Below are 26,249 nucleotides of genomic sequence, written 5' to 3'. Positions count from 1 at the left end.
GTGTGTCCTTGTCCAAGTTTAAGGTTGTCACATCAGGTCGTGTTTTATTGGCCGTAGTGGTACTCCGGTAGCCACAAAGCCAGTTGTGGGAAAGCCATCACCAGAATCAGACCGAATATCATGATCAGCACAAACGGTATGATGGACAGGTAAATGTCTTTCAGGGAAATTTCGGGTGGTGCCATCGCACGCATCAGGAAGAGGTTGTAGCCAAACGGGGGCGTCATATAGGCGATTTGACAGGTAATGGTGTAAAGCACGCCGTACCAGAGCAAGTCGAATCCCAGTGCGCCGACTAGCGGAACATAAAGCGGTGCAACAATCACCAGCATGGCAGTATCGTCAAGGAATGTTCCCATTAGCAGATAAGAAAGCTGCATCAGAATCAGCACCTGCCAAGGTGTCAGGTTTAGCCGGTCAATGAAGAATCCTTCAATCGCTTTTACTGCACCGATTCCGTCAAACACTGCGCCAAAGCAAAGTGCCGCTAGAATGATCCACATAAACATGCAGCTTATGGCTAGTGTTTTTCTTAACGTCTCTTCCATAACGTTTCGATTAAGGCGTCTTTTGGCGATGGCAGCAATGGTCGCAGCGGTTGCACCCACGGCGGAACTTTCTACCAAACTGGTCACGCCCATCAAAAACAACCCGGTCATGGAAACAAATATCAGAAGCGGGGTAATGCCAGCGCGTAGCAGTAGTAGTTTCTCTTTTAAGCTGACGTTTCTTTCTTCTTCCGATAGGGCAGGACCAAGGTTCGGCTGCAATTTACATCGAATCACAATGTAGACGATAAAGAGGGTTGCCATCAGCAGACCGGGAAAAACACCGGCGAGCCAAAGCTGTCCAACAGGCTGGCGGGCAATCATGCCATACAGAACCAAAACCACACTTGGAGGAACCAATATTCCCAATGAGCTTCCCGCCTGTATGACGCCTGTTACCATGATTTTGTCGTAACCACGTCGCAACAGCTCAGGTAATGCAATACTGGCACCAATGGCCATTCCGGCAACACTTAAACCGTTCATGGCGGAGATCACTACCATCAAACCTATGGTCCCAATCGCGAGCCCGCCATTTAATGGTCCCATCCAGACATGGAACATGCGGTATAAATCTTCTGCGATACCTGATTCAGACAACATGTATCCCATATAGATAAACAGGGGAAGAGTAAGCAGTGGATACCATTTCATCAGCTTAATGGCAGAACTAAAGGCGATTTCTGAGCCTCCGTCGCCCCACAGAAGCAGAGCGGCGATTACGGCAATAGAGCCGATAACCGCAAAGACACGCTGACCAGTAAGTAGCATCAGCATCATGGCAGAGAACATCAGCATGGCGATCATTTCGTAGCTCATGAATTTGCCTCCGTTTCGCTGCCATAGATGACAGTGGCTATGTCACGGATCCAGACTGCAATCGCCTGAAGCAACATGAGAAACACGCTTACGCACATGATGATTTTTATTGGCGCCATATAAGGTCGCCAAGCTGAGTAGCTGCGTTCACCGTATTCGACCGCGTAGCTGGTGCTGGATATTCCGCCATACAGCAACACGCCTAAGTAAACGAACAACATGATAACTGTGATGCTGTCTATCATGGCTTTTTTGCGAAGGCTCCAGTTACCGTATACCAAGTCCATTCGGACGTGGCTTTGCAACTGCATGGAGTAAGGTCCTCCGAGCATGTAAAACGCCACCATGACGAATTGCGCCATTTCCAACGTCCAAAGCGAGGGGTAGAAAAAGGTTTTTGAAATGGATGAGTAGAGCAATATCCCTATCATCACGAATACCAGATACATCGCAAACCGACCGATCTTTCGGTTCACTGTTTCCACTCCCTTTACAAACGCCCGAATAGGCGAGGGAAGCGAAAGGATTGGATCCTGCTCCATCAACAACTCCATGTTCACTAGACTGCTAAAGGAACGTCACTGTTCCCAGAATGTTTTCTTAGAATGATTTCAGATTATTGGTTAAATAATGATCTGTTTGTACCTATATTTACAGAAATAAAAATGCTGTCAATAAAATTACAGAAAATATTTTTTCATTTTAAGATGTCATGTTATGTTTGTTACAATGTTCTCAATAACGGTGGAGCTACAAAGCGGTATGGAGAATGTTTTGACGGTAGCGGAAAGGATTAAAGAAGGGTTTGCCACACTGACTCGGGCAGAAAGGCAGCTCGCCAATGTGATGTTGGAGAATTACCCGGCGTCCAGTCTAGGGACGGTAGTGTCTTTGTCGGAAGCCGCGAAGGTATCGACACCAACCGTGGTTCGTTTGGCGAAAAAGCTTGGCTTTGGCGGCTTTCCAGAGATGCAGCGCAGCATTCATGAGGAGATAGGCGACACCCTAAAAAGCCCGATTGAAAAGCATGATTCTATTCCCAGCATCGACGAAAAGTCCCATCTTCTTGATCGTTTTGCTGATGCGGTGGTGAACAACATCCGGCAGACCGTGACTCAAATCGATGAGAAAACGTTTAATGATGTTGTGGATGTACTAAGTGACCAAAACCGCTCTCTCTATATAGTTGGTGGGCGAATCAGCCACTCTATTGCTGAATATATGTTTACTCATATGCAAGTCATTCGTGCCAACGTCACCATGGTGGAACCGAACGCCAATAGCTGGTCGCATTATGTGATTAACATGAAGCCCGGCGATACGCTGGTGGTGTTTGATATTCGCCGATACGAGAACGACATTCTCACACTGGCGGAAATCGCCCGTAGCCGAGAAGTGAACCTGATTCTTTTCACAGACCAATGGGGTTCGCCAGTGGTGAAGCTGGCTCAGCACGTTTTTCATGCCCGAATTGAAGCGCCTTCAGCGTGGGATTCAACAGTAGCAATTACTTTTTTAGTGGAAGCCTTGGTGGAGGCGATTCAGTCTGCAACCTGGTCTGAAACCAGCAACCGAATGAAAGATCTGGAAGTACTTCTCGATAAAGCCAAACTATTTAAAAAGTTTGTCTGAGCTGATGTCGTAGATTTGCCCAAATCGTCTGTCGCTGAGCGTGATGTCTTTGAGGATTTGGGTATAATAGTCCATCCTGCATTCCTGTCTTCTAAGAGCATTCCAAATGTCTAAACAACTCGATCAAGAACAAATTGAAACCATCAACCGTTACAACACAGAACAACGCCTGAAATACTGCATTAAAGAGGTGGTTGCCAATCGCGAGATTTGGATTTTAACCGACGAGCATGGCTGCGTCATGTTAAACACAGAAGACGAAGATTGCGTACCTGTGTGGCCAAACCAAGAGTTTGCTCAAGCCTGGGCGACAGGTGACTGGGAAGAGTGTAAGCCGGAAGCGATTTCGATCAACAAATGGCACAGCCGCTGGACCTATGGCTTGGAAGACGATGAGCTTTCTGTGGTTGTCTTCCCGAATGACAACGAGGAAGGCGTCATTCTGTACCCAGAAGAGTTTGATTTTGAACTAAAAAAACAGGCGAGTAAGCGCTAATAAGTCGCTTAAACTAAAAGCCCATCAGTGGGTAAAGTTCTCCCTTTCTGATTTCTCGAATGGCACCTTCTAAGGTGCCATTTTGCTGGAACTCTGAAAGTATGGCTCTGACGATAGGTTGTGCTTCGTCTTTACTCATCCCCGGTTCCAGAGAAGGGTGATAGAGAATTTTAAGCAGCAGACCATCAAGAGGGGAAAGCAGATCTTCAGGGTACTCATCGTTAAAAATGGATGGGTAGACTTTTTCTGAATCGTTCGGTAAGCCCAGAAGTTGAGTAATTTCCTCCACTACGCAGCCCAATAGTTTTCCTTTTGAACGAGCCTGATCAACAGGAATAATAATCCCCCCTTTAATCATTTGCCCGTCGGGTGCGGTTTCAAAATTGGCGATACAAATAGCTCGCTTTGAATGCTGGAGCGAAGGTCTTCCCAATACTCTTTCAATGTCCTCTTCCCATTCGCTCAACCTTGTGTAGACCCAAATAACGTTGGCTTCTTCAGGTGTGGGAACAATTTCGATAGGGTGATTAGTGAGGTACGACAGGTGCTTTACGTGCATTTGAGCCAGTTCGGTGTGAATGTCTTCGTCCGGGACTTTATGCTCAAGATATATTTTTACGGGTTCTCGCCATTTCCTGACGTTTTGTCCGCCAGTATCGTATTCATTTTTTAATGCGACTTCATAAAAGGCTTCTTCGAGATACGAAGGATCAAGCCACCGATACTCGCTGAGGGAAGGGGAGGAAAACGTGAAAAGCACCAAACAGAGGATACAGTGATTCAGAGGGTTAATGCTTTTCCACATAGGCTGCCTTAATGTGCTGGGGCTTTATTGAAGTGGCTCTCGATCAGGCGTTGAGTAATTTGATGGGATGGATTGGCTATTACTTCGTGCGTGGAGCCAGACTCAACCACGTTGCCTTCATGCATCACCATAATTTTGTCGGTAATGTGTTTTATGATTCCGATATGTTGAGAAACGAACACAAACGACACACCCATCTCTTCCTGCAACTCCAAAAGCAAATTAATGATCTGAGAACGCATCGCCATATCCAGACCATTGAGCGCCTCATCAGCAACAATTATAGACGGCTGTAGAATGAGTGCACGGGCCAGGCTGACACGTTGTTTCTGTCCGGTCGCCAACATTTGAGGATAAAAGTAAGCGTGTTCAGGCAGCAGACCCACTCTCATGAGTGTTTGTTTTACGCGCTTTTTACGATCTTCCGAAGCCATGCTGGTGTTACGTTTCAGTGGACCTTCTAAGATGGTGCCAATCTGCAAACGAGGATTCAGAGAGGTATTGGGATCCTGAAAAATCATGCGAATTAATTTACAGCGAGTGGAGTAGTCTCGGTGCTCCAGTTTTTCGCCCATGACTCTTATTTCACCAGATGTTGGTTCAACAACACCTGCCAGCATTTTTGCCAGAGTCGACTTGCCTGAGCCATTCTGCCCGATAAAGCCAATGGTTTGCCCCGCTTCGAGCGTAAAGCTGACGGGTTTAACCGCGTACTGCTCTTTCTTGCTAAACAGCCCCGAACGACTGATAAACGTTTTGCTTAGGTTGCTGACTTCTAACAACGCACTCATGAACGCTTCTCCGTGTTCAGAGGGAAATGACAACTGAACTTATGATTTTTCACTTTTTGAGTCTGTGGAATTTCAACACACTGCCGCTGAGCGTGAGGGCACCTTGGTCCTAGTCGGCAACCAATAGGTAAGTGTTGAAGTGGAGGAATGGACCCCGGCAGAGATTGCAGTTTGGACTTGTGAGGGATCCAGTCATTGAAATCTGGCATCGCCTGCAACAGTGCCACGGTGTAGGGGTGCTTAGGTGCATTCAGAATCTGTTTGGTTGCTGCCGATTCAACCGACTGACCGCAGTACATCACGGTAATTCTGTCTGCCCACTGAGTAATGGTGGTGAGGTCGTGCCCAATCAGCAGAATGGTCGTGTTGTTCACCTGATTCATCCGGCTAAGCAGACGGAGAATCTGAGACTGAGTAATGGCGTCTAAATCGTTGGTCGGTTCGTCTGCTATCAGAACTTTGGGCTTGGTTGCAATAGCCATCGCAATCATTATTTTCTGACATTCACCATCGGTCAGCTCATAAGGGTAGCTGCGCATCACTCGTCTGTGGTCTTTAATACCCACTTTATGAAGCAGTGCCATCGCCTGTGTTTTACGCCATTTCCACGCTTGCCACCACCGACCTTCATAAGAATCACGGGGTATGGATTCAGCCAGCTGTCTGCCAACTCGTTCGGAAGGGTCTAAACAGGTTGAAGGCTCCTGAAAAATCATCGCGATATCGCGCGCGATGATCCGCCGTCTTTCACGAGGTGTCAGTTGCAGCAGATCAATACTGCCCAGACGCAGCCTGTCCGCGGTTACGGTCATGTTGTCTTTGGCAATGCCCAGAATGGCTTTCGCAACCAGACTTTTCCCCGAACCAGATTCACCTACCAACCCGCGGATTTCTCCTTCGTTCATGGTCAGGCTCATGCGGTCGACGGCTTTGACTTTCCCTTGTGGGGTTTCGATTTCAATCGTCAGGTGTCGAATATCAAGTAAAGGCATTATTCAATCCCCGCATTCAGTGCGCGTCGGGTTCCTTCACCAACCAAGTTAATAACAACAATGGTAAACATAATGACCAAGCCGGGTAAGGTTACTGTCCAGGGAGCAGAGTAAATCAGTTCAACTGAATCGCCCAGAATCGCGCCCCATTCAGTGCTCGGTGCTTGTGCGCCTAAACCCAAAAAGCCCAGTGCCGTGATGTCCAGAATTGCTACAGACAAAGCCATGGTTGCTTCGGCAGCGATAACTGGAAGTACGTTTGGAAAAATCGAGTTCCACATAAGATGGATATTTTTAGCGCCGTCGAGACGAGCAGCAGTCACGTAGTCTTTCTCGACTTCGTTATGTACCGCAACATACACAGACCGGATAAACCTAGGAATCAGTGCAAGACAAATCGCCAGCAGAATATTGAATTCCCCAAACCCTAGAAACGCGACGAAAATAATCGCAAGAAGCAGGGAAGGGATGGACATAACGGTATCCAAAAGGTGGTTCAGGGTACTGGATACCAAGCCTTTGGTCATACCTGCAAGAATACCGATGGCACAACCGATAAGTGCAGCGATGGCTGTGATGATAATGGCTGCACCCAGAGTCAACTGAGAGCCCTCAATCAGGCGAGAGAGAATGTCTCTGCCAAGATCATCAGTTCCCAGGAAAAATTCAACGGTACCTTCCTGGTGCCATGAAGGTGGCAGCCTAAGATTCGCTGTTTGTGCCTGTGGGTCATGAGGCGTCAACCACGGAGAAAAAAGAGTAATCAGAAGTAGAATAACCAGACACCACAGCCCAAACATTGCCAACGTGTTACTGCGGTAGTTACTCCAGAAAAACTCAAACTGAGTTGGAATGCGTTCTTCCTGATATACATTATCTGTCAGCATACCATTCCTTCCTTACCAGCGGATTGGCAAAAGCACCAATGAGGTCTGAGAGAATATTGGCGATCAGTACAAAGGTAGCCACAACCATTACACCCGCCTGAATAGCGACATAATCCTGATTCGACAACGCATCAAGAAGCCAGCGACCGATACCAGGCCAGTTAAAAATGGATTCAGTGATGATCGCAAACGTCAGCATACTGGAAAGCTGAACACCGAATTTTGGAATAATCGGAGGCAGTGCGTTACGAATAACGTGCTCAATAACAATCTCATATTTTGAAAGACCATTAATTTTGGCCGCGCGAATGTAGTTCTGCTGCATGACTTCTGCGACGGAAGCGCGCATAAGACTGATTATTTGGGTGGTCGGTGCCAGTGCCAGAACGATACACGGAAGAATCAGGTGTTCCAGTACACTTTGCAGTGCGTGCGCTTTGAGTGGGCGATCGGAGAGCAGGGCATCGATAATCGCAAAGCCAGTCACATGATCAATTTGATACAAGAGGTCAAAACGCCCGCCAACCGGAAACCATTCCGCTGTGAGTGAGAACACGAAGATCAGCATCAGGGCAATCCAGTACAAAGGCGCTGAAAATCCCGACATCGAGGTAAATGAAATCACGGTGTCGATCCACTTTCCCTGACGTGTGCCAGCAACGGTTCCAATTGGAATACCGATCAAAAGGGCAATTAAAAATGCGAAAAAGCAAAGCTCAATAGTGGCAGGAAACACGACCAGAATGTCATTCCAGATCGGTTCACCTCGTTCATTCTGTCCAAAGTTCAGCTGACTGATTTCGCCAATATACTGCAACCATCCGGGAATCAAGTCTTCGAGCGCAGCAGGCGAAGTAGGATCCAGTCGTAATATACTGAAGCCGACAAAAGTCAGTATAAACAAAGTGATAATAAAGAGGTTCAACCGTCGAACCGTATACCGAAACATTATTCGCTCCTCTCGACGGTGTGAAATGATCGAACGTTGAATGGGCTCATTTGGAAACCAGTCAATGATTTATGGTTGGCCTGATACTGAATGCCATGAGCCAATGGAATGACGGGCATCTCTTGGTTCAACAGGTTTTGTGCCTGACGGTACAAATTCAATCGATACCGAGGCTGGTTCGTTTCGCGCGACAAATCGAGTAAGAAATCAAAATCCGGGTTACACCACATAGAAACGTTCAGCCCCGCTTTTTCAGCGTTACATGACAGCAAAGGGCGTAAAAAGTTATCTGGGTCGCCAGTGCTGGCCGTCCACCCTGTAAGCAGCATATCAACATTAGGCAGATTGGTATTCAATTCAGCTCGATTGAACCTGTCATCCGTCAGCAAATTCAGCGTGATACCGATATCTGCAAAACTTGCCTGAATCTGCTCAGCGGTTTTCCGAGGGCTTGGGTTGTAAGGTCTGGGTTCAAGTGGTACCCACATCGACATCTCTAACCCTTTTGAAAATCCTGCTTCTTCAAGTAATGCCAGTGCGTAATTTCGATCGTACCGAATCTGAATGCTGTCTTTTTGATACGCCCAGGAGCTTGGTGGCAAGAGAGTATAGGCAATCGAACCTGTACCGTAATAGACGGAATCTAAGATTACCTGGCGGTTAATGGCAAGGTTCAACGCCTTTCTCACCCGGCGATCATTGAGTGCAGGGTGTGATGTGTTCAATGCGATGAATGATACATTCATTGCTGGCTTGGCGTGCAAGACGAGATTTTCGTCGTCGATAATAATGGGTAACTGGCTGGAAACCGGAGAAGAGAGCACGTCACATTCTTTTCGAAGTAACTTCGCTAAGGTACCTGTTCCTCGCGTAGAAATATCAAACACAACCTGCTGCATGGCTGGAGCACCCTGCCAATAGCCATCGTGCTTTTTCACTCTAATCAAATCACCCGTCTGATACTCATCAAGATAGAAGGGACCAGTGCCGATTGGACGAGTGTCGAGATAATGTTTTGTGCCATTCTTTATCAGCTGGTCAGCGTATTCGCGTGAATGAATCACAGCATACGGAGTAGCAATGTTCGGAAGAAAAGTGTTGTCGGCGCGAGTCAAAGTGAACTTCACTTGATTGTAGCCGATAGCTTCAACGGATTTAACCAGACCTTTAAAATCTATTCCCTCAAACCAGGGGTAACGCCCTTGACCAAGGTAATGAAAAGGATGACTGCTGTTTAGAATCCTCTCGAAGCTAAAAACCACGTCTTGCGCGGTAAGTGTGCGAGTAGGAATAAACCATGGAGTTGTTTGAAATTCTACACCTTCTCTTAGTTGGAAAAGATATTCCGTACCATCTTCATTCACGTCCCAACTGGTCGCAAGGCTGGACACTGGCTTATGAGTTTCAGGCTCTAAAGTCAGCAAGGTATTAAAAAGCTGTTGGCTTAACGCCTCTGCTGTCAGACCGCTGTCGACTTGTTGAGGATTGAAAGACGAAGGAGAACTTTGACCGCAGTAGACAAAGCCTTGTTTTCTGACCGTGCTATGGTCGATGTCGTCACTGCATGCACTGAGTAGCCACGCACTGGCAACGGTAAAAGAGAAATGTAGGAACGATTTCATACAAACGAGAATTCTGGCACTTAACGAGGTAATAATGTAATTACTCACCAATACCTCTCGATCCGGCTAATCTAACATTTTTTACTTGTCAGACCAAACAATTAGTCTGAATCCGAAGGGGCAAATGAGAATCATCGCACAGGTTTATTCGGCTTGCTGACCTACAAGATTGTACTTTCTCAGCATTCCCCTTAACTGATGGTAGCTCAAGCCCAGCATTTTCGCCGCTTGTCTTTGATTATGTTTGGATTCATGAAGCACTTTATTGAGCAAAATTAAGTCCTGCTCTTCTTGCCATTTCTTGTAGTCGATAGGGAATTGAATATCGGCAGCAGAGGAGGCGTTAAGTTCAGTAGGCTCAGTTATACCGGAATTGATTTCAGACCAGTCGTTGCCAAAAGGATTGAAGACCAGTTCATCAATTGGTTCTTCGCCAGCACCCTGCTGATATACCGCTCTCTCAATCACATTCTTAAGCTCTCGAACATTACCTGGCCATTGGTATTCAAGGAGCGAACCAACAGCATTGGTCGTAAAGCCTACGAACATAGGCAACGATAACTCCCGGCACATCTTAATGGCATAGTGCTCCGCCAGAAGCAGAATATCTTCTTTCCGTTGGCGTAAAGGTGGAATATGAACAACATCAAATGCCAGTCTGTCGAGCAAGTCGGCTCTGAATTCACCATTGTCTGCCATTTCTGGCAGGTTGGCATTGGTTGCACAAATCAACCTTACATTAGCAGAGAGTGTCCGAGTGCCGCCGACGCGCTCGTATTCACCGTATTCAATGACCCGAAGCAGCTTTTCCTGAACGGAAAGGGGGGCAGTAGCCAGTTCATCCATAAACAGAGAACCGCCTTCCGCACGCTCAAATCGACCTTGATGTTTGCCTTTGGAACCTGTGAAAGATCCCGCTTCGTGACCGAACAGCTCGGAATCTATCAAACCTTCGCTTAAAGTGGAGCAGTTCATGGATACTAAAGGCTGATCCCAACGTCTGGATAGGTAATGTAAGCGCTGAGCGATCAGCTCTTTACCCGTTCCTCGTTCACCGAGTACCAGTACAGGTCTTTCAATTGGAGCAAGGCGCGATACTTTGTCCAGAACGGATAAAAAGGAAGGGGATTCACCGATGAGATTCTGCTGCTTCACGAGATTTTCCTTAGGTGTGGTAAATTTTACCAAGTGTTGGTGTGAATTATCATAGCATACTCAGTATAAAAAATGATTTCCAGCTAACTTGTTGTATTTAAAATAAATAAAAGTTGGCACGCATTGTGTATTAAAGAAACCATACCAAGTTGAACAGTCACATAACAGGAGATCAATTATGGGTATTTTCTCTCGCTTTGCGGACATCGTGAATTCAAACATCAGCGCACTTCTGGATAAAGCTGAAGATCCTGAAAAAATGATTCGACTGATCATTCAGGAAATGGAAGACACATTGGTAGAGGTTCGCACTAACTCTGCTCGTGCTATTGCAGACAAAAAAGAACTGGCTCGCCGCGTTGAATCGGTCGAGCGTCAAATTTCAGAGTGGCAAGAAAAAGCAACTCTGGCACTGACTAAACAACGTGAAGACTTGGCTCGCTCAGCGTTGATTGAAAAGCAAAAGCTGGAAGAAATGGTTGCTGGTCTTCATACAGAACAGACGCTGGTTGAAGAAACCATCGAGAAGCTTACTGGCGAAATCGGCAAACTTGAGGCGAAAATCAACGAAACACGTGCTAAGCAACAAGCGTTGGTGATTCGTCGTCAGGCTGCGGGGAACCGCCGTGATGTGCAAAAGCACCTTCACACCAGCCGCACTGCTGAGGCGATGTCAAAGTTCGAGCAATACGAGCGTAAAATTGACGAACTGGAAGCCGAAGCCGACACCTACACCTCAACAGGCCGTTCACTCGATCAAGAGTTCGCAGAACTTCAAGCTCAGGACGAGATTGAAAAAGAGCTCGCAAAATTGAAAGAGCAAATGGGTCAGAATAAAGAAGACAAGTAATTCACTAACGGAGTCTCTGTATGTCAGCAGCGTTTATCACCGCCCCACTGATTGTATTTCTAATCTTTGTGGCACCAATATGGCTAGTGCTGCACTACCGCAGCAAACGAAAAACGGCGCAAGGATTGTCAGACGAAGACTTTGAGAAACTGCAATCCCTAACGCGTCAGGCAGAAGCGATGCAGCAAAGAGTCCAGACACTGGAACGCATTCTGGATGCTGAATCGCCAAACTGGAGGCAAAATCTATGAGTAGACAGAGCCTGTATAAAGACCCTGAAAATGGAAAGCTAGCCGGCGTTTGCGCCGGTGTAGCTCAGTACTTTGGCGCAGAAACCTGGTTGGTCAGAATCTTAGTTGTTTCCGCCGCGCTATTAGGTTTCGGATTCTTTGTTGTACTGGCTTACATCGCAATGGCTTTGATGTTAGATAAGAAGCCAGTGCTTATTGAGCAAAAGAAGACATCGCAGTTCGAGCACAAAGTGAAGAGTAAACCTTGGCAATCTGGTGGTACACCGTCTCAGGTGATTCATAACATTGATAGAGAATTATCTGAGCTCGAATCATCTCTTCAAAAAATGGAAGCGTATGTCACGTCAGACGCTTTCAAAGTCAACAGAGAGTTCAAGAATCTCTGATGTCAGCCAGATGTATGAATGAGTTCTGAAACAAGAAGTTAGATTTCATACATTTATCTTATTTTTAAACTGGAACGCATATCCGTTTTCATCTATGTTATTACCAAGTTTCGAAACATGGATGAACACGCTATGCGTTTCAAATTTCATTTTCTCGCGCTATCCGTAGCAACTCTGGCTGGATGCGGACGTGAGTTACCTCCTGTTCCAGAACCAGAATCCCGACCAGCAAAACTTCTTACTATCTCCCTTAGTCAACAACAACTCGTTCGAGAATTTCCAGCGACGTCTGAAGCAGGCGATAAAGCCGTTTTGGCATTTCGAGTTCCGGGCCAGTTGCAGACTATTCCAGCTTTTGCCAGTCAGCGTGTAAATAAAGGCGATGTACTGGCTACACTCAATCCTGATGAATATCAGCAGCTTTTAAAACAGGCGCAAGCCAACTTTAAGCTTGCTGAAGTACAATATTTGCGTTTTAAAAAACTGCGTAAAGATAAAGTTGTTTCTGAACAGGATTTCGATAAAGCGGCAGCCAATCATAAAACCGCACTTGCTAGCCTTGATCAGGCAAAAGCGAACGTTTCGTATGCCACGCTTCGTGCGCCTTACAACGGAACCATTTCGATTGTTAATGCCAACAATTTTGAATTCGTCGCTGCCCAGCAGGGCGTGATGAACATTCAAACTGACCAGATTCTGAAAGTGGTTTTCCAGCTGCCAGAACACCTTTTCAGGCGTTTCACCATTGGCGATGTGGTATCGGCCGAAATGAAATTTGACACCTATCACGATCGCTCTTTCCCGCTGACTTTTCAGGAGATAGACACTGAAGCCGACCCTAAAACCAACAGCTATAAAGTGACCATGGTAATGGAAAGACCGGATGATGTCGGTTTGCTTCCGGGTATGTCAGGCGTTGTTCGGGTGGAAATCCCAGAAGGTCGAGTAACCACCATTCCGCCAACAGCCATCTCTGATGAAAATGGATCAACTATGGTGTGGAAAAGGAAAGAAGATGGCAGCGTCGAACCCGTTCAGGTCGAGCTAGATGACAGCTACAAAATTGTAAGTGGACTAGAGAACGGCGATCAAATCGTTATCTCTGGCATTTCCGGATTAAAAGAGGGCATGAAAGTGCGTGAATGGATCAAGGAGCGAGGACTGTAAAATGAATTTGAAAGTACCATTAACGCTTCTTGCTGCTTCTGTTCTTTTCGGATGTGGTCAGGTTGAGGTCGCACCTGATAAACCTTTACCTAAGGTGAAGGCAATTGAGCTTGGTGAGAAGTTGCAGCAAGACCAGATGTTCTTCCCGGCCGTAGCTGAAGCCGCAGATAAATCCGCATTGAGTTTTCGCGTGTCTGGCGAAATCAGCAAACTTGTTGTGAAAGAAGGCGACAAGGTGAAGAAAGGTCAGTTGATTGCTCAACTCGACCCGACGGATTATCAGCTCAAAGTGAACAATGCTCAGGCTAAATATTCTGTCGCCGATAGCCAGTATCGCCGCTCAGAGCCTTTGGTGAAGAAAGGGTTGTTAGCTCAATCCCAATTCGACGAACTGGCAGCCCAGCGTCAAATCGCGTTAGCTGAGCTGGAGCTGGCAAAACTTCATTTGTCCTTTACTCAGCTAAAAGCTCCAATCTCCGGTGTGATTTCACGTGTAGCGGTAGATCAATTTGAAAACATTCAGGTAGGTCAGCAGATTGTGAACATTCACAGTCTTGATCAGGTGGATGTACTCATCCAAATTCCAGATCGCCTGTTCGTTGAACAACCCAAAGATATGGACGTCACCAAAATTGAGGTCATGGTTCGGGTCAAAGAAGGGGTGGAGTACCCAGCGGCGATAAAGGAATACACCACGGAACCTGATCCAAAAACGGCCACTTACAACGTCACGTTAACCATGCCTATGCCAGATGACAGCATTATTCTCGATGGCATGGCCGTTGAAGTTGCTGCTCAGGGCAAAAACACCGGGCTTACTCTGAAGCGTGGTATCAGTATCCCTGTGGAAGCCATATTTAATGCCGATGGTGATGAGCTATCTCGCGACAACAAGTATGTCTGGGTACTTGGTGATAATGGTGAAGTTCGAAAGACGAAAGTTGAGACTGGTAAAGTCAACTTTGACGAAATTCAGATTGTGAATGGTCTTGAGCAGGGGCAGCAGATAGTGATTGCTGGTGTTGCCCGATTACGAGATGGCATGAAAGTAGAAGTGATTAGTCAGGAGGCAGGCAAATGAGTGAATCTAACCAGCCTGTAAACCCTGAAGAAAAAGGCGTAGCAGCATACTTTATCAAAAACCGTGTGATCAGTTGGATGGTGTCGCTTATCTTCCTGATTGGTGGTGTATCGGCATTCTTTGGTTTGGGAAGACTGGAAGATCCAGCGTTTACCATCAAAGATGCGATGGTTATTACTTCTTATCCCGGAGCGACACCGCTTCAGGTTGAAGAGGAAGTGACATACCCACTAGAAAAAGCAATTCAACAGCTGACCTATGTGGATGAAGTGAACTCGACGTCTTCACGTGGATTGTCACAAATCAGTGTGACCATGAAGAGTAACTATGGTCCGGATGATTTACCGCAGATCTGGGATGAACTTCGCCGTAAAGTGAACGACATTCAGTCTCAGCTTCCGCCGGGTGTAAATCCGCCTCAGGTTATTGATGACTTTGGTGATGTGTACGGTATTTTGCTCGCGGTTACGGGTGAAGGTTATACCTACAAAGAACTGTTGGATTATGTCGATTATCTTCGACGTGAGCTGGAATTAGTTGACGGCGTTGGCAAGGTTAATGTTTCCGGTCAGCAACAAGAGCAGGTCTTCATTGAAATTTCCATGAAGCGTATGAGCACGCTGGGTATTGCACCTAACACCGTATTCAACCTGCTATCAACGCAAAACACCGTAAGTGACGCAGGTGCTATCCGGATTGGTGACGAATACATTCGAATTCAGCCAACCGGGGAATTTGAAAACGTTGATAAGTTAGGCGATTTGATTCTCACGGAAGGTGGTGCTCAAGGGCTTATCTTCTTGCGAGATGTAGCTGAAATCAAACGTGGCTATATCGATGTTCCGAAAAACATCATCACCTACAACGGTCACTTAGCGCTAAACCTTGGTGTATCGTTTAGCCAGGGCGTTAACGTGGTGGAAGTGGGCGAGCGTTTTGATCGTCGTCTTGCGGAATTGAAATTCCAGCAACCAGTGGGCATCGAAATTTCTGAGATTTATAGCCAGCCGAAAGAAGTGGATAAGTCCGTCAGTGGATTTGTTGTAAGCCTTGGGCAGGCTGTTGCCATTGTTATCATCGTGCTTCTGTTCTTTATGGGGTTACGCTCAGGATTGCTGATTGGTCTCATCCTGTTGTTGACTGTACTTGGTACATTCATCTTTATGCAGTACTTCGCCATTGATCTGCAGCGAATCTCGCTAGGTGCGTTGGTTATTGCACTGGGTATGCTGGTGGATAATGCCATCGTCGTCGTGGAAGGAATACTCATAGGGACGCAGCGAGGGCGAACGAGGTTGCAAGCTGCAACCGATATTGTCACGCAAACCAAATGGCCATTACTGGGTGCAACGGTGATTGCTGTAACGGCATTTGCGCCTATCGGGCTTTCTGATGACGCAACGGGTGAATACTGTGGAACCCTGTTTACCGTTCTTCTCATCTCTCTGATGTTGAGCTGGTTTACCGCTATTTCCCTGACCCCATTCTTTGCAGATATCTTCTTCAAAGATCAGAAGTCCAAAGGCGATGATGAACACTCTGACCCATACAACGGTATGGTGTTTGTCCTTTATCGCGGGTTCCTAGAGTTCTGCATGAAGCGCGCTTGGTTAACCGTGATTGTTCTTATTGTGGCTTTGGTCGCGTCATTGTACGGCTTCACTAAAATCAAGCAGTCGTTCTTCCCGTCTTCCACTACACCAATGTTTATGGTGGATGTATGGATGCCGGAAGGTACCGACATTCGTGCAACCAACACCAAGTTGAAAGTGCTAGCCAACTGGCTAGAAGAAAAAGAAGCGGTCGAACACATCACCACTACCGCTGGTCAGGGTCTGCAACGCTTTATGCTGACCTATGCGCCAGAAAAAGCCTATGCCGCCTACGGCGAAATTACAACGCGTGTAAGAAGCTATGAAGAGCTAGAACCTCTGATGGCGGAATTCCGTGACTACATCGAATCCAGCTTCCCTGAAATCAATTACAAACTAAAACGTATTGAGTTGGGACCAGGTGGCGGTGCAAAAATCGAGGCGCGTATTGTTGGTTCCGATCCAACTGAGCTTCGCCGAATCGCAGCCGAGGTGATTGATGTATTGAACGCTGATAATGGTGCTCATAACATCCGTCATGACTGGCGTGAACGCACTAAGGTGCTTGAGCCTGTGTTCAACGAAAGTCAGGCTCGCCGATACGGAATTACCAAGTCTGATGTCGATGAACTGCTGATGATGTCCTTCTCAGGTAAGAACATCGGTGTTTACCGCGACGGTACTACTCTGATGCCGATTGTCTCCCGTCTTCCAGAAGAAGAACGTGTGGATCTGCGCAACATCGAAGGCATGAAGATCTGGAGTCCGGCACTTGGCGAATTCATTCCATTGCAACAAGTGACTCTGGGCTACGACATTCGTTGGGAAGACCCTCTGATCGTACGTAAAGACCGCAAGCGCATGCTAACGGTCATGGCCGACCCAGATCCTCTCGGTGAAGAAACGGCGTCGACGTTACAAAATCGCTTGATGGAAAAAATCGAAGCGATTGAAATGCCGTCTGGCTACTACCTTGAGTGGGGCGGGGAATATGAATCTTCCCGCGATGCTCAGGAATCTCTGTTCAAAACCATGCCTCTTGGCTACCTGTTCATGTTCCTGATCACCATCTTCCTGTTCAACTCGGTGAAAGAGCCACTGATTGTCTGGCTGACCGTTCCATTAGCAGTGATTGGTGTCACCTGTGGTCTACTGTTATTCGACACACCGTTTGGCTTTATGGCCCTGCTCGGTTTCTTGAGTCTGTCTGGGATGTTGTTGAAAAACGGTATCGTACTGCTTGACCAGATAGAGATCGAAATGAAATCAGGCAAGGACCCTTATGTCGCCGTTGTTGACGCAGCATTAAGTCGTGTTCGTCCAGTATGCATGGCAGCGATCACGACTATCCTTGGTTTGGTTCCACTACTGCCAGATATTTTCTTTAAACCAATGGCGGTAACCATCATGTTTGGACTTGGCTTTGCGACTGTACTGACACTTATTGTCGTGCCTGTGTTGTATCGTCTTTTCCATAAGGTGAAGGTTCACAACTAGGATCAACAAACTCTAATGAACAAACCCGCCAGCTGGCGGGTTTTTTAAAGCAACAGAAGGAAGAACTTATGTCAGACACAACATGTGCATGGGCAATGAATCATGAGCTAGAAAGGGAGTATCACGATGCGGAGTGGGGCATTCCTGTTTATGATGACAAAGTTCTGTTTGAATTCATTACTCTGGAAGGGGCCCAGGCTGGATTGAGCTGGATTACCATTCTGAAAAAGCGCGAAGGTTACCGCGCCGCCTTTGAAGATTATGATATTGAAAAACTGGCGACTTTTGACGAAGAAAATGTGTCTCACATCATTGAAAATTTCGATGTGGTGAAACACAAAGGAAAGATCGCTTCAGTCTATAGCAATGCACGTGCAGCCATTGAACTGCAAAAAGAGTATGGCTCACTTTCAAAAGCACTATGGCAGTTTGTCGATGGTAAACCGCTCATCAACAGTTGGAAAACCATGGATCAGGTACCAGTCTCGACAGAGCAATCAAAAGCGATGAGTAAATTCTTGAAGAAGAAAGGATTTAAGTTTGTTGGCGAGACCATTTGTTATGCCTTTATGCAAGCGGTAGGAATGGTAAATGACCATCTGGTTGATTGCCCGAGATATAATGTGAATTAAAAAAGACCCCCAGCGAATTGCTGGGGGTCTCTTTTTCTATATTTCGATTATTGGTTTGACGCTTCTTTTTCCAGAATCAATGCATTGTATCTTTCAAAGCCAGCTTCTAAATCAGCGATCAAATCATCGGTGTCTTCTAAACCGATGTGCAGACGAATGAGCGTACCTTCGAAATTCGGGTTTGAAATCGTTCTCAGGTAATTAAAACTCTTTGGTTCATTGGCAAGGATAAGACTTTCGAAACCACCCCAAGAGTAACCCATGCTGAAGTGTTTCATGCCGTCAAGTAAAGCGGTCGTTGCGCGTGGGTAGCTGGTTTTCAGCACAAATGAGAACAAGCCGTTTGCCCCTTTAAAATCACGCTTAAAGAATTCGTGACCCGGGCAGCTTTCCAGAGCAGGATGACGAACGTGGTCTACTTCTGGTCGTGAAGCGAGCCAATTGGCTACTTTAATGCTGTTTTCGTGGTGTTGGCGCAAACGCACATCAAGTGTTCGCAAACCACGAAGGCCAAGGTAGGCATCGTCAGGAGAAACACACTGACCCAGCAGATAGCTTTGTTCACGAAGCTGATCCCAGTATTTTTCAGTTGCCACCGCTGTTCCCAACATGACATCTGAGTGCCCGACAATGTACTTCGTTGCAGCTTGAATCGAAATGTCGACACCATGCTCAAACGGAGACAGGTTTACACCTGCTCCCCATGTGTTATCGAGCATAACAACGATATCGTGTTCATGAGCAATACGCGAAAGAGTAGGGAGATCCTGCACTTCCATGGTGATGGAACCCGGTGACTCGGTAAAAAGAATCTTTGTATTTGGCTGAATCAGGTCACGAATGCCTTCGCCTACCATTGGATCGTAGTAAGTCGTTTCTACGCCCATTTTTTTCAGCATCACATTACAGAAGTCGCGTGTAGGTTCGTAACAGGTGTCGACCATCAAAATATGATCGCCGGATTCGACGAAGGAAAGGATAGAGCTGGTAATAGCCGCCGTGCCGCAAGGGTAAAGCGCACAGCCTGCACCACCTTCCACTTCCGTCATTGCTTCCTGAAAGGCGAAATGGGTGTGTGTGCCCCGACGACCATAAAAGAGCGTGTGTTCTTGTCTTTTTGTTGTTGCGTGATGTTTTTCTGCAACGGTATCAAATACGACGGTTGAAGCACGTTGAACTGGTGGGTTAACAACACCGTTTGTCCACTTCTTACTGCGACCAGCAGTGACTAACTTGGTCTGGTATTTGTCAGACATCCTTTTTCCTTGTCCCGATAACTATTTGGTTCTATTTAAACCATTTTATGCAGCATGAGATCAAGAGAAATTTCCCTTTAAAGAATTGGGCTGAGCAAGAAGTAAGCACGTTCGAAGATACGATGGATGAAACCGCGTTCTGACCAGGTCGCCGATTCGATTTTGTGTGCGTTCTCAATGTAAGATTCCTGCACCCAATACAGCTCTTTGGTGAAGGCTGCATCGTCAACGGCCAGTGTCACTTCAAAGTTAAGCCACAGGCTCCTCATATCGAGGTTTACGGTGCCTACTAAGCAATGGTGTCGGTCGATGACCACGGATTTGGTATGAAGCAGTCCGCCATGAAACTCATATATCTCAATACCGGAGTTCAGTAATTCGCTGTAAAACGCTTTGGATGCCCACTTAACCATTATTGAGTCGTTGCGATGAGGAATGATGAGCTGAACTTTAACCCCGCGCTGAGCTGTCATCTTGAGGGTTTCCAGCAATTGTTCACTCGGAACAAAATAAGGCGTGGTAATACGAACGGATTCCTTCGCCTGATTGATAGACAGAACCATAACTTGCTGAATCAGGTTTTCTGGCATTCCGGGACCAGATGGAACAACCTGAATCGGGTGCAAGCCGTTTTCACGATCAATCGGGCATTGAGGGAACATAGGCAGCTCTCGCGAACCTGTCTCCACTTCCCAATCCCAAGCGTGAATAGCGGAAAGGACGTTTACGGTCGGTCCGGTAATTCGAACCATGACATCTATCCACTGACCGACACCTGCGCCTTGCTTGAAGTGCGCAGGGTCAACCATGTTCATGGATCCGGTGTAGGCAATCTCATCGTCTACAACGATAATTTTTCGGTGCTGTCTGAGATCCAGTCGCCTTAAAAATACCCGCATTGGAGACACGGCAAGAGCTTGCGTCACCTCAATGCCGACATTTTCCATCATCTCTTTCCAATGACTTTTGAAGAAACGATGGCTTCCAGCCGAGTCCAGAAGTAGCTGCACCTTAACGCCGCGTTTTGCTGCCTGAATCAAAGCAGAGGCAACTGAGTCTGCCAAACCTCCGGGGTGCCAGATGTAAAACTCCATTCGGACATGGTGTTTAGCATTTCGAATATCTTCGATCACCGACTGAAGAATTTTTACAGGAGATGTTTGCAGTGAGAGAGTGTTACCACACAAAGCAGGGATGCCCGTGCGGTTAGAACAGAGATCGTGGATTTGAGAAATCTGACCTTCCATTAACTCGGGAAGATGCGCCTGACAGTCGTGAAGTTGATTGAACCAGTACTCGTATGGAGAGAACATGCGCTGTGCGCGTTCGGCTCTTTTTCTGCCTAGGTTTAACTCCCCAAATAGGAAGTAGCACGCTACGCCGAGAATTGGAATGATATAGATGATCATCAACCAAGCAAGAGAAACACTGACGGCTCTGCGTTTAAGAACCACGCGTATTGTTACCCCGGCCACGAGAACCCAGTAAGCGACCAACCCAAATAGAGCAACAAACTGATAGAACTTTTCCATTTTCCCCAGAAGGTAAGAGCGATAAAGATAGCTTAACTATAAACAACAAGAGCTTAAGAAGAAATGATTGCTGGTCAGATATGACTATTAAGAATGAGAAATTGGTGGAATAGCCCAAATTTTACCGAATGGCGCTTTATTTTCTAAACACGAATCAAACGTAGCAGAATCTACAGAGTGAAATATGCAGCTTTTGGGAAAATGAATGGAGAATTCAACTTGGATTGAATAAAAAAGCAGCGATCGGTGCTTGTGTTGAGGGTGTTGTTAATAAATTAGGCTGCGCGCGCTTCCAATTTTAATTGCAAACTGTTTTACTTGCCATCATTGAAAAGAAAATAAGAACTAAGTTGGGTGTAAATTATTTTGTACGCCCATGTTCAAACCAGGCGGTAATATATGGCAACAACATCACGTGCCCAGTTTTCCTCAAAACTTGGGTTCATCATGGCGGCAGCAGGCAGTGCTGTCGGACTTGGTAATATCTGGGGTTTCCCTACTCAAGCAGCAAGTAATGGTGGTGCAGTATTTCTGATCACTTACTTGATCATGGTATTTGTTCTGGCGTGTCCAATGCTGATAGCAGAGCTCACCATTGGACGATACGGTCAATCCAACCCAATTCAGTCACTTAAATCTGTTTGGCCAAAAGGCAAAATAGGCGCTGCGCTTTTAGGTATTGCAGCAATGACGGCAGTCTCTCTTATCCTCAGTTTTTACGCCATCATTGCGGGTTGGTTGTTTGGTGAATTTGCAGGAAGTGCACTGGAAATTGTCGGAATGAATGAAGCATCTCAGTGGCTGACGAGCTTTGGAGATTCACGCAACCTTGTTCTCATGGTCATCTTTATGATTGCAACCATGTACGTGGTAAGAAGTGGCGTTGCAGACGGTATTGAGCGCTGGTCAACTCGCCTAATGCCAGTGCTGTTTGTACTGTTCATTGTGATGATTGGATACATCCTGACTCAAGAAGGTGCGTCAGAAGGGTTAGAAATGTACCTGATCCCCGATTTTTCTTACTTTGATTCGGATCTTCTGGTTAGCGCGATGGGACAGGCGTTCTTCTCATTGTCTCTTGGTGTTGCCACCATGATGGTCTATGGCTCTTACCTAAGGAAAGATACCAATATTCCAAAAACGGCGGTTCAGGTTTCTCTGGTCGATACAGGTATTGCAATCTGTGCAGGCTTACTGGTTTTACCAGCAATGTTTGTTGCAAAAAATCACGGCGTTCAAATATTCGATGAAACCGGAGCGCTGCTCAGTTCAGATACTTTGGTGTTCACCGTTTTACCTGCAATGTTCGATACGATGGGCAGTGTTGGCATTGCGGCAAGCATGATGTTTTTTGCCCTGATGATCATTGCTGCGCTTACTTCCTCAATCTCAATGCTTGAGGTACCCGTCGCATGTGCGATAGAAGAATTAAAGCAAACCCGTACTGCTGCCGTTATATGGATAGGTGGAGTAATTACGGTAATTTCAGCGATTATCGTTCTGAATTTCGGCTCACTGTTTGGTTTTGTGGTACAGCTTACGACAGTGTATGCACAGCCGATACTGGGCTTAGTTTGGGCACTACTTGTAGGATGGATTTGGCATAGAAATAAGGTTCTAGAGGAAATTCGTCAGGGCTACCCTGATGTAGAAAATTCTCTGTTCTGGAAAATCTGGCCTCTTTACGTTCGCATAGTGTGCCCAGTACTGATGTTAATGGTCTTCTTCGCGTAGAACTTAACTGATTACTAATAAAACTATTAAAAATTAACACTCCAGCCCTAGTCTCTAGGGCTTTTTTGTGTTTCCATACTAAACGTATGGCATATTGTTGCTTAATAAATGCTAACAAGATTGTAGGAAATCTCCTTTATTTCACCCCTGAGTTGAACTTACAGTATCACTTTTGATACTAGTTCATTTTCTATGAGTTTTTTCAATACCGGTCTCGTTAGCAGACTGGTTCGTGAGGTTGTTGTATGAATTTATCAGTCAAACAAAAATTGGCTGCTGCTTTTGGGAGCATCATTTTGCTGATGGCGATTTCGGTAATCGTTGTCTTTTTTCAGGTGAAGTCAGCGCATGAGCTGGAAAACACCATTCGAACTGATGATGTACCTGGTATGGAGCTTTACCTCACACTGATTGATGAGTCAGGCGACATGCAAAGAGATGCGCTACGAGCCATTCTGGGCGATGAATCTGCAAAAGGGGACTTTAAGAAAAACTACGGACAGTTCCAGACTGCTCTTAATAGCCTTGCGCAAATCGAAAGTTCAGCAGAAGCCAAAAACACCGTTCGCCAAATTCGATCTTACGGTGAAGATTATGCGCGAGAACTGGAGAAGCTATTCAAGCAATCTGGCTCGTCTTTGAGTGCTGATGAGATGAGAGAGCTTTATCAGCAAAAGATGTCTATCGATGCCAGAACTATGGTGCCGATGGAAAAAATGCTTGATCGTGAATCCGCAGCGGAAAAAAGTGATGTTGAGACGGGACTAAATGTTCTGAACTCTGCCCTTTCTACCATGAGCCAGACCATGATTGGTTTATTGGTTGTCGGTTCACTGATTGCCATTGTTATTGCTTACCGTTTGTCGGCGTCTCTGACAAATCGAATTGAGAAACTAGAAGTAGTTGCGAAAAGCATTGCGGAAGGTGACCTGACGTCTGATCAGATTGTTGATAACTCGGGTGATGAGCTGGCTAACCTGGCGAAATCGATTTATGCGATGCAAGATTCACTGAAAACGCTTCTGACCTCTATTTGCGAGGTGAGCGATCAGGTGAACAGCGTAACCACGGATTTGTCCGAAGTAACGACGTCTATTACACATGGTGCTGCAGAGCAGGCTGATAAAGCCAGCCTTATTTCAACAGCATCAGAAGAACTGACGTTAACCATTGGTGAAGTGGCGCAGCAGAGTGTTGCGACGGCGGAAAGTGCTTCTCAATCGGGCGATGCAGCGGAAAGCGGTCGTGGTGTGATTCTGGAAATGGTTGGCAGCATAGAAAAAGCATCGACACAAATGGCTGAAATGTCGGTAAGTATGCGTGAGCTCAATGACCACGGTGAACAAATTGGCAGTGTTATCAAGGTGATTGAAGGCATTGCAGAGCAAACCAACTTGCTGGCTCTGAATGCGGCTATCGAAGCGGCGCGTGCGGGTGAATCTGGTCGTGGCTTTGCCGTGGTGGCCGATGAAGTTCGCGCCTTGGCAGAACGTACTACTCAAGCGACTCAAGAAGTATCAGAGATCATTCAGGCGATTCAGCAAGGCACTCAGAAAGTCATGGGTTCAACCTCTGAAAGCGTTGAATTGGTTGAGAAGGGCGTTGAACAAAGTGCTGGAGCAGGTGCGGCGTTGGATCAAATCGTATCCAGTGCAACTCAGGTTCAGGGCATGATTGCTTCGATTGCTACTGCGACAGAAGAGCAAACCGCGGTTACACAGGAAATTGCCAACGACATCAATACCATCAATGATATCTCGGCACGTTCACTGGAGTTGGTCGAACGAAGTTCACACGATGTGAGCGGGCTTACTCAGCGCGTAGACGAGCTTAAAGACTTGGTTTCTAAATTTAAGATCGCGTAAAACCAGTACTAACCTTTATAAACAATGGCTTCTTCTGCATTAGGCGTTATAATTCCGCGCCTGCGAAGGAGCCATTTATGTTTGACATCCTCTATACTCATCCCGATTTCTACATCATCAATAAACACCAAGGTATCAGCGTTCACAAAGACGATGATGATACAGCCTTGCTGACTGAGATGTGTAAAGTCACTGGCGATACTCAGCTCTATCTGATTCATAGATTAGACAAAATGACTTCGGGGCTTCTGATTGTAGGACGAAGTTCGCAAGCGGCTCGGGAGTTATCGGAACTGTTTGCCAACCGAAACGTTGAGAAATACTACCTCGCAATTGGTTCTAAAAAGCCAAAAAAGAAGCAGGGTATGGTAATGGGAGATATGGAGCGTTCCAGACGCGCTTCCTGGAAGCTCACCAGCCAAACGTCTAACCCGGCCATTACGCAGTTTTTCTCTCATGCTGGCGAGCCTGGTCAAAGGGTCTTCCTTTGCAAACCGCACACTGGAAAGACACACCAAATCCGTGTAGCCCTGAAATCGGTCGGCTCTCCCATTCTGGGCGATGACATTTATAATCCCTCATCACATGCAGACAGAGGCTATCTTCACGCCTTTGCGTTAAGGTTTGAACACAAAAGTCAGCCATTTGAGTTTGTCTGTAATCCTATAGAAATGAGAGGACTGGGCGAGCATTGGCAGACAGAAGCCGTGCGCAACTCGCTAGAACTCTGGAATAAACCCTGGCAACTGAATTGGCCGGGTGTGAGAACAAAATGAACAAACAAGCATTAGATTTACTTTGGGTCGAGTTAGACTCGGCTCTTTCAAATGTACCAGACGAAATTCGTCGATTATTTCATGGTCGCGGGCGCTGCTGGGAAGGGTTAGAGCAACTCACAGTTGACTGGTTACAGGGGCAGCTCGTTGTTAACTTGTTTAAGCCAGTGGATGAAGAGTTTCTGACTCATCTGAAAAGCGGGCTTATCACGTTTAGCCAGAGTGATACCGCAAAATCACGTGGCTTATCAAACATTTTGTTGCAACACAGATATCAGGATGGGGCGCCATTTGAAAGTATTCTGGGAGAACCAAATTTAAGACCTGTTGTGATTGAGTCGGGTCTGAAATACCAGCTCGAACTGGGAAAGAATCAAAACTTCGGTCTTTTTCTGGATATGAGAAATGGGCGTGACTGGGTTCGGGAGAGAGCGAGCAATAAAACTGTTCTTAATCTGTTTGCCTACACCTGTGGGTTTTCTGTCGCTGCCATTGAAGGTGGAGCAGATAAAGTAGTCAATGTCGACATGGCGAAATCAAGCCTGAGTCGGGGTAGAGACAATCACAAACTGAACGGACACAACGTTAACGCGGTATCGTTTATGGGGCATGACATTTTTAAGTCGTGGGGGAAAATCAAAAAGAATGGACCCTATGATCTGATCGTAATTGACCCGCCATCGTTTCAGAAAGGCAGTTTTGCCCTGACCAAAGATTACCAGAAGATATTGCGTCGATTACCAAGTCTGCTTACAGACAATGGTGAGGTTCTGGCTTGTGTGAATTCACCAAGCGTAACACCTGAATTTTTGATTGATGGAATGAAAGCTGAGGCACCAGAACTGGCGTTTCAGTATCGACTGGAAAATCCATCAGAATTCAAAGATAAAGACGAAAATGCAAGCCTGAAAGCACTCGTTTTTTCTTAAAAGAG

General features: G+C 46.3%; 24 protein-coding genes. 13 read left to right on the top strand and 11 right to left on the bottom strand.

Annotated features, from left to right (window positions below; genetic code table 11):
• Positions 1–44: 44 nt before the first annotated feature.
• The gene (locus QMG91_RS10235; RefSeq protein ID WP_281826241.1) at positions 45–1,367 is read right to left on the bottom strand and encodes a TRAP transporter large permease; all 1,323 of its coding nucleotides are present in this window, start codon (positions 1,365–1,367) and stop codon (positions 45–47) included.
• Positions 1,364–1,843, bottom strand: a complete 480-nt coding sequence (locus tag QMG91_RS10230) for a TRAP transporter small permease subunit (RefSeq protein WP_281870009.1) — start codon at positions 1,841–1,843, stop codon at positions 1,364–1,366. Before QMG91_RS10230 ends, QMG91_RS10235 begins: the two co-directional genes overlap by 4 nt.
• Before the next feature lie 241 nt (positions 1,844–2,084).
• On the opposite strand from QMG91_RS10230, the gene QMG91_RS10225 reads away from it, so the two are divergent.
• Together QMG91_RS10225 and QMG91_RS10220 are read left to right on the top strand one after the other, a co-directional pair.
• Positions 2,085–2,999 carry a MurR/RpiR family transcriptional regulator gene (locus QMG91_RS10225; RefSeq protein ID WP_080717257.1) on the top strand — a complete coding sequence of 305 codons (915 nt, stop codon included), beginning with the start codon at positions 2,085–2,087 and terminating at the stop codon, positions 2,997–2,999.
• Positions 3,000–3,105: 106 nt separating this feature from the next.
• Positions 3,106–3,495: a DUF2750 domain-containing protein gene (locus tag QMG91_RS10220; RefSeq protein WP_022550418.1), complete on the top strand. Its 390-nt coding sequence runs from the start codon at positions 3,106–3,108 to the stop codon at positions 3,493–3,495.
• Positions 3,496–3,508: 13 nt separating this feature from the next.
• Here QMG91_RS10220 and QMG91_RS10215 read toward each other — a convergent pair whose 3' ends face one another.
• The 7 genes from QMG91_RS10215 to pspF all read right to left on the bottom strand — a co-directional run bounded on the left by QMG91_RS10215 (position 3,509) and on the right by pspF (position 10,696).
• A complete protein-coding gene (locus QMG91_RS10215; protein WP_281870008.1) occupies positions 3,509–4,300 on the bottom strand; it encodes a DUF2927 domain-containing protein in 792 nt (263 codons plus the stop codon).
• Between the two features lie 8 nt (positions 4,301–4,308).
• Positions 4,309–5,091: a peptide ABC transporter ATP-binding protein gene (locus QMG91_RS10210; RefSeq protein WP_022550420.1), complete on the bottom strand. Its 783-nt coding sequence runs from the start codon at positions 5,089–5,091 to the stop codon at positions 4,309–4,311.
• Positions 5,088–6,083: a peptide ABC transporter ATP-binding protein gene (locus QMG91_RS10205; RefSeq protein WP_004409215.1), complete on the bottom strand. Its 996-nt coding sequence runs from the start codon at positions 6,081–6,083 to the stop codon at positions 5,088–5,090. Before QMG91_RS10205 ends, QMG91_RS10210 begins: the two co-directional genes overlap by 4 nt.
• Entirely contained in the window at positions 6,083–6,970 is an 888-nt protein-coding gene (sapC, locus tag QMG91_RS10200; protein WP_022550421.1) for a putrescine export ABC transporter permease SapC, read from the bottom strand. Before sapC ends, QMG91_RS10205 begins: the two co-directional genes overlap by 1 nt.
• Positions 6,957–7,919 (bottom strand): ABC transporter permease, encoded by a 963-nt coding sequence (locus QMG91_RS10195; RefSeq protein WP_022550422.1) that lies wholly within the window; start codon positions 7,917–7,919, stop codon positions 6,957–6,959. Before QMG91_RS10195 ends, sapC begins: the two co-directional genes overlap by 14 nt.
• Positions 7,919–9,541, bottom strand: a complete 1,623-nt coding sequence (locus QMG91_RS10190; RefSeq protein WP_281826233.1) for an ABC transporter substrate-binding protein — start codon at positions 9,539–9,541, stop codon at positions 7,919–7,921. Before QMG91_RS10190 ends, QMG91_RS10195 begins: the two co-directional genes overlap by 1 nt.
• A 144-nt stretch (positions 9,542–9,685) precedes the next feature.
• Positions 9,686–10,696, bottom strand: coding sequence for a phage shock protein operon transcriptional activator (gene pspF / locus QMG91_RS10185; RefSeq protein WP_281826232.1), 1,011 nt, complete (start codon positions 10,694–10,696; stop codon positions 9,686–9,688).
• A gap of 178 nt (positions 10,697–10,874) precedes the next feature.
• Between pspF and pspA the strand changes: the two genes are divergently transcribed.
• The 7 genes from pspA (at position 10,875) to QMG91_RS10150 (ending at position 18,152) form a co-directional block, all read left to right on the top strand.
• A complete protein-coding gene (gene pspA, locus QMG91_RS10180) occupies positions 10,875–11,546 on the top strand; it encodes a phage shock protein PspA (RefSeq protein ID WP_022592416.1) in 672 nt (223 codons plus the stop codon).
• 20 nt (positions 11,547–11,566) lie between these two features.
• Positions 11,567–11,797: an envelope stress response membrane protein PspB gene (pspB, locus tag QMG91_RS10175; protein WP_004408366.1), complete on the top strand. Its 231-nt coding sequence runs from the start codon at positions 11,567–11,569 to the stop codon at positions 11,795–11,797.
• Positions 11,794–12,183, top strand: a complete 390-nt coding sequence (gene pspC / locus QMG91_RS10170; RefSeq protein ID WP_004408368.1) for an envelope stress response membrane protein PspC — start codon at positions 11,794–11,796, stop codon at positions 12,181–12,183. The genes pspB and pspC overlap by 4 nt, the downstream gene beginning before the upstream one ends.
• 132 nt (positions 12,184–12,315) lie before the next feature.
• The gene (locus QMG91_RS10165) at positions 12,316–13,350 is read left to right on the top strand and encodes an efflux RND transporter periplasmic adaptor subunit (RefSeq protein WP_004408369.1); all 1,035 of its coding nucleotides are present in this window, start codon (positions 12,316–12,318) and stop codon (positions 13,348–13,350) included.
• 1 nt (position 13,351) lies between these two features.
• On the top strand, positions 13,352–14,431 hold the full coding sequence (locus tag QMG91_RS10160; RefSeq protein ID WP_281826227.1) for an efflux RND transporter periplasmic adaptor subunit: 1,080 nt from the start codon (positions 13,352–13,354) through the stop codon (positions 14,429–14,431).
• Positions 14,428–17,520 carry an efflux RND transporter permease subunit gene (locus tag QMG91_RS10155; protein ID WP_281826225.1) on the top strand — a complete coding sequence of 1,031 codons (3,093 nt, stop codon included), beginning with the start codon at positions 14,428–14,430 and terminating at the stop codon, positions 17,518–17,520. The genes QMG91_RS10160 and QMG91_RS10155 overlap by 4 nt, the downstream gene beginning before the upstream one ends.
• 68 nt (positions 17,521–17,588) lie before the next feature.
• Complete coding sequence (locus tag QMG91_RS10150) at positions 17,589–18,152, top strand: DNA-3-methyladenine glycosylase I (RefSeq protein ID WP_281826222.1); 564 nt, start codon at positions 17,589–17,591, stop codon at positions 18,150–18,152.
• Between the two features lie 47 nt (positions 18,153–18,199).
• Here the strand turns inward: QMG91_RS10150 and QMG91_RS10145 are convergent, their stop codons facing one another.
• Both QMG91_RS10145 and cls read right to left on the bottom strand, forming a co-directional pair.
• On the bottom strand, positions 18,200–19,408 hold the full coding sequence (locus QMG91_RS10145) for a cystathionine beta-lyase (protein WP_022550429.1): 1,209 nt from the start codon (positions 19,406–19,408) through the stop codon (positions 18,200–18,202).
• A gap of 77 nt (positions 19,409–19,485) precedes the next feature.
• Entirely contained in the window at positions 19,486–20,940 is a 1,455-nt protein-coding gene (gene cls, locus QMG91_RS10140) for a cardiolipin synthase (RefSeq protein ID WP_004408374.1), read from the bottom strand.
• Positions 20,941–21,339: 399 nt separating this feature from the next.
• Here cls and QMG91_RS10135 point away from each other — a divergent pair, with 399 nt between their 5' ends.
• The 4 genes from QMG91_RS10135 to QMG91_RS10120 all read left to right on the top strand — a co-directional run bounded on the left by QMG91_RS10135 (position 21,340) and on the right by QMG91_RS10120 (position 26,244).
• On the top strand, positions 21,340–22,674 hold the full coding sequence (locus QMG91_RS10135; protein WP_281826218.1) for a sodium-dependent transporter: 1,335 nt from the start codon (positions 21,340–21,342) through the stop codon (positions 22,672–22,674).
• Positions 22,675–22,919: 245 nt separating this feature from the next.
• Positions 22,920–24,539 (top strand): methyl-accepting chemotaxis protein, encoded by a 1,620-nt coding sequence (locus QMG91_RS10130; RefSeq protein ID WP_281826217.1) that lies wholly within the window; start codon positions 22,920–22,922, stop codon positions 24,537–24,539.
• Positions 24,540–24,616: 77 nt separating this feature from the next.
• Positions 24,617–25,315 (top strand): TIGR01621 family pseudouridine synthase, encoded by a 699-nt coding sequence (locus QMG91_RS10125; protein WP_281826216.1) that lies wholly within the window; start codon positions 24,617–24,619, stop codon positions 25,313–25,315.
• Positions 25,312–26,244, top strand: a complete 933-nt coding sequence (locus QMG91_RS10120; RefSeq protein ID WP_281826215.1) for a class I SAM-dependent methyltransferase — start codon at positions 25,312–25,314, stop codon at positions 26,242–26,244. The genes QMG91_RS10125 and QMG91_RS10120 overlap by 4 nt, the downstream gene beginning before the upstream one ends.
• The last annotated feature ends 5 nt before the right edge of the window (positions 26,245–26,249 follow it).

Origin of the sequence: Vibrio nigripulchritudo, from assembly GCF_027924785.1 — a bacterium.
GTDB classification, from domain to species: domain Bacteria; phylum Pseudomonadota; class Gammaproteobacteria; order Enterobacterales; family Vibrionaceae; genus Vibrio; species Vibrio nigripulchritudo.
The sequence above is the reverse complement of the archived record's forward strand: the minus strand, read 5'-3'. Positions and strand labels throughout refer to the sequence as shown.

Excerpts from the sequence above, each read along its gene's own strand:
- QMG91_RS10160 (WP_281826227.1), top strand. The coding sequence starts at position 13,352 with ATGAATTTGAAAGTACCATTAACGCTTCTTGCTGCTTCTGTTCTTTTC.
- pspB (WP_004408366.1), top strand. The coding sequence starts at position 11,567 with ATGTCAGCAGCGTTTATCACCGCCCCACTGATTGTATTTCTAATCTTT.
- pspC (WP_004408368.1), top strand. The coding sequence starts at position 11,794 with ATGAGTAGACAGAGCCTGTATAAAGACCCTGAAAATGGAAAGCTAGCC.
- QMG91_RS10235 (WP_281826241.1), bottom strand. The coding sequence starts at position 1,367 with ATGAGCTACGAAATGATCGCCATGCTGATGTTCTCTGCCATGATGCTG.
- QMG91_RS10210 (WP_022550420.1), bottom strand. The coding sequence starts at position 5,091 with ATGAGTGCGTTGTTAGAAGTCAGCAACCTAAGCAAAACGTTTATCAGT.
- QMG91_RS10220 (WP_022550418.1), top strand. The coding sequence starts at position 3,106 with ATGTCTAAACAACTCGATCAAGAACAAATTGAAACCATCAACCGTTAC.
- QMG91_RS10195 (WP_022550422.1), bottom strand. The coding sequence starts at position 7,919 with ATGTTTCGGTATACGGTTCGACGGTTGAACCTCTTTATTATCACTTTG.
- QMG91_RS10120 (WP_281826215.1), top strand. The coding sequence starts at position 25,312 with ATGAACAAACAAGCATTAGATTTACTTTGGGTCGAGTTAGACTCGGCT.
- sapC (WP_022550421.1), bottom strand. The coding sequence starts at position 6,970 with ATGCTGACAGATAATGTATATCAGGAAGAACGCATTCCAACTCAGTTT.
- cls (WP_004408374.1), bottom strand. The coding sequence starts at position 20,940 with ATGGAAAAGTTCTATCAGTTTGTTGCTCTATTTGGGTTGGTCGCTTAC.
- QMG91_RS10145 (WP_022550429.1), bottom strand. The coding sequence starts at position 19,408 with ATGTCTGACAAATACCAGACCAAGTTAGTCACTGCTGGTCGCAGTAAG.
- QMG91_RS10225 (WP_080717257.1), top strand. The coding sequence starts at position 2,085 with ATGTTTGTTACAATGTTCTCAATAACGGTGGAGCTACAAAGCGGTATG.
- QMG91_RS10150 (WP_281826222.1), top strand. The coding sequence starts at position 17,589 with ATGTCAGACACAACATGTGCATGGGCAATGAATCATGAGCTAGAAAGG.
- QMG91_RS10125 (WP_281826216.1), top strand. The coding sequence starts at position 24,617 with ATGTTTGACATCCTCTATACTCATCCCGATTTCTACATCATCAATAAA.
- QMG91_RS10215 (WP_281870008.1), bottom strand. The coding sequence starts at position 4,300 with ATGTGGAAAAGCATTAACCCTCTGAATCACTGTATCCTCTGTTTGGTG.
- QMG91_RS10165 (WP_004408369.1), top strand. The coding sequence starts at position 12,316 with ATGCGTTTCAAATTTCATTTTCTCGCGCTATCCGTAGCAACTCTGGCT.
- QMG91_RS10135 (WP_281826218.1), top strand. The coding sequence starts at position 21,340 with ATGGCAACAACATCACGTGCCCAGTTTTCCTCAAAACTTGGGTTCATC.
- QMG91_RS10130 (WP_281826217.1), top strand. The coding sequence starts at position 22,920 with ATGAATTTATCAGTCAAACAAAAATTGGCTGCTGCTTTTGGGAGCATC.
- QMG91_RS10205 (WP_004409215.1), bottom strand. The coding sequence starts at position 6,083 with ATGCCTTTACTTGATATTCGACACCTGACGATTGAAATCGAAACCCCA.
- QMG91_RS10190 (WP_281826233.1), bottom strand. The coding sequence starts at position 9,541 with ATGAAATCGTTCCTACATTTCTCTTTTACCGTTGCCAGTGCGTGGCTA.
- QMG91_RS10155 (WP_281826225.1), top strand. The coding sequence starts at position 14,428 with ATGAGTGAATCTAACCAGCCTGTAAACCCTGAAGAAAAAGGCGTAGCA.
- pspA (WP_022592416.1), top strand. The coding sequence starts at position 10,875 with ATGGGTATTTTCTCTCGCTTTGCGGACATCGTGAATTCAAACATCAGC.